Origin of the sequence: Canibacter zhuwentaonis (genome assembly GCF_018531145.1) — a bacterium.
In the GTDB taxonomy this organism is placed as follows: domain Bacteria; phylum Actinomycetota; class Actinomycetes; order Actinomycetales; family Microbacteriaceae; genus Canibacter; species Canibacter zhuwentaonis.
Map to the genome: position 1 here is coordinate 1 of NZ_JAHDSZ010000022.1, position 2516 is coordinate 2516.

Below are 2516 nucleotides of genomic sequence, written 5' to 3' on the forward strand. Positions count from 1 at the left end.
CATTCCGGTATAACGAGGTGGAATATCCGATGGTTCAGGATATACAATCCGCCCAGGATTCGTATACTGTTAAAATCAATTTCAGTGTTCAACTACCCACCGGGTTTACAATCTCAAATGAAACACTAATCAGAGGCCCCTTCACAAGAGACTGCACTGATCAGCGGGCATGTATGGCGGATGGTTTTGAATATAGTTACAATCAACAGTCACACACGCTAAGCGGTAGTTTCAGCGTTAACCACTTTAGAGGTGAAAGCGCGTTACAGTTCTTTGAACAGCTTAACATAACAAGAACAGTCACAGGCACACCCAACACATCCCACACGGTCACCACTACTGCTGACGGGGTTTTGAATTTTACTGAGTTTGATAAAACTGGTACTTCTTTTGGTGGCCAGTTAGTACCTTTCACCGCCATTCCGTCTGACGCCACGTTTCGTGTTGTTCCCCGTAAAACCACGCTAACAGCCGCGTTTCAGCCTGTGGGGCTTACCGAAGGACAGGTTGTTGTAACAGGCGAGGTTTTATGCATTAACCCCCAAGGCCAGCCAAGCAGGAAAACTCTGATGTTTACTTTGAAACACAACCAGCTAGCAGGCGGCAAATGGGATCGAGTGTTAAACAACATGGTTGATGCGGGTAGTAATTGTACGATAACTCTTAACAAGGGTATGGTTTCTGCTGGTTGGAGATGGAAAACGAATACACCTATTGTGGTAACAGAATCAAACATCATGTCTGAGCGTACTGCTCAAATACGGTTGGAGGTTGAAAAAATACCAGTCGAAGTATCAACCGAAACAACCACCCCCACACCAACAGTAGCCGCAGGCCAGCCGGTACGGGTAATATCAACAATCACAGCTACCGGTAACCAAGCTACTAACATCCCCGTTACAATCCAACTACCCCCGAGCGGGTTTGTAAACACTGCCGCCACAGTAAACTCGGCATGCCAGGCTACAGGGCGTGGTGCTATGTGTCCTGCCCAGTGGGTGTACAACGCAAACAATCACACGGTAACAGCAACCATACCGGTCATTCCTGCCGGAGGCAGTGTTAAAGTAACCGTTACAGGCAAAGCAGGATTCTTCGATGCTAACAGCCGAAGTTTCACTGCAACCACCCAAGCAACGTTTACAGACGCCAACCAGGGGAATAACACTTCACAAGCAAGCTTTAATGTCACAAACAAAAGGGTCACAGTCTCACTTGTTGTTAGACCCGAAGGAGAACGCCCCACTAGTGGTGTTGTGACCGTGTCAGGTAGTATCGACTGTGTTACCCCGTTTCAGCATCACGCTGATTTCACGTACAGGCTCAATTATGCTCGGCTTGTTAACGGTGCAGGAGCACCCCACGTTATACATAGGATGTTGTGGGCTGGAAGCAACTGCACAGTAACAGTACGCAACACAACAGCCCCTGATGGTTGGGAGTTCACCAGCCAAACCCCGTTTGCGTATCAACTGCAACAGGTCTTGTGTCACCTCCATTAGAGGTTTTGATTGTAACTTTGGCGGTGTTTACAATCTTCCCGGGATCGTTTACTGTGGTTGTGATTGTGAATGTAACAGTCTCACCTCCCCTAAGGGTTGCTGTGTCATCTAAGCTACCTTCTAGGTTTCGACCCCCGTCACCCGTGGCGGTAATGGTTACATCAACCTCCACTCCGTCAACCTGCGCGGTAGTGGGTGCAACGTATTCTAGGCCTTCCTGTAGCTGGTCTGCGAAGCTTACCTCTGTGAATCTTTCACCATTTTGGAGTTCTGGTAGTACTTGTGTGATAGTCCAGGTGACACTGTCACCGAGTTTTATGGCGTTTGTATCGTCTAGGGTTTTAGATGGTTTAGCGCTAACAGTGTTTTTTGGGTAGACGTGTACGTCATAGTTCCAAGTGTTGTTGCCGTTTGGGTGGGGTACGGTAACAATAAAAGGCGCAGCCTTTTTAACCACACCAGCAGGAGCATTGGTTTCTGTAACCAGATAAGCACCAATATCAAGATCACTGAATGTGGCTTCCCCGTTGTTGTCTGTTGTTTTAATAGTTTCAGACCCTGCTACCCTGGTTTTAGCTTGATCAACGGTTAGGGTTTTAAGCGTATTCCAGTCGGTGTTTTTTGTGAGATCAAGATTGAGTTTTTGAATCTTAAACTCTACCCCAGCAATCGCATCCCCCGCAGGCGCGGGGTTTTCAGGTTGTCCTGTGCCTGGAGCACCTGGAGGGCCTTGTTGTTTGTGTTTGTGCACAATAATCGAACCCTGCCGGTTTGTGTCAATATCACCGGGCGCGGGCAGCGTTAACACAAAACCACCCGCCTATGCTAGCCATCCAGGGGCTGACAGCACCAACTGCCAGACCACCTGCTCGGTTGTTGCTTCTGCCTGTGGGTGTTACACGCGAGCCTGTAGCCGTCTGCGTGCCACAAGCCCAGCTGCAACACCAACTATCAGCACGCCTGCTCCTGCTAGATACAGCCAGTCGGACGCGACACCACCGGTGAGTGGTAACG

At 49.0% G+C, this 2516-nt stretch carries 3 protein-coding genes; 1 reads left to right on the forward strand and 2 read right to left on the reverse strand.

The genetic code is table 11. The features are described 5' to 3' along the window. Nucleotides 1-1502: hypothetical protein (locus tag KJY78_RS06420; RefSeq protein ID WP_214337782.1), on the forward strand; the 1502-nt coding region annotated here is incomplete at its 5' end. On the opposite strand, the gene KJY78_RS06425 is transcribed toward KJY78_RS06420, so the two are convergent. Then, complete coding sequence (locus KJY78_RS06425) at nucleotides 1444-2310, reverse strand: SpaH/EbpB family LPXTG-anchored major pilin (protein ID WP_214337783.1); 867 nt, start codon at nucleotides 2308-2310, stop codon at nucleotides 1444-1446. The two genes, KJY78_RS06420 and KJY78_RS06425, sit on opposite strands and share 59 nt — an antisense overlap. A gap of 87 nt (nucleotides 2311-2397) precedes the next feature. Further along, on the reverse strand, nucleotides 2398-2516 hold a 119-nt coding region (locus KJY78_RS06895; protein WP_214337746.1), incomplete at its 5' end, for an LPXTG cell wall anchor domain-containing protein.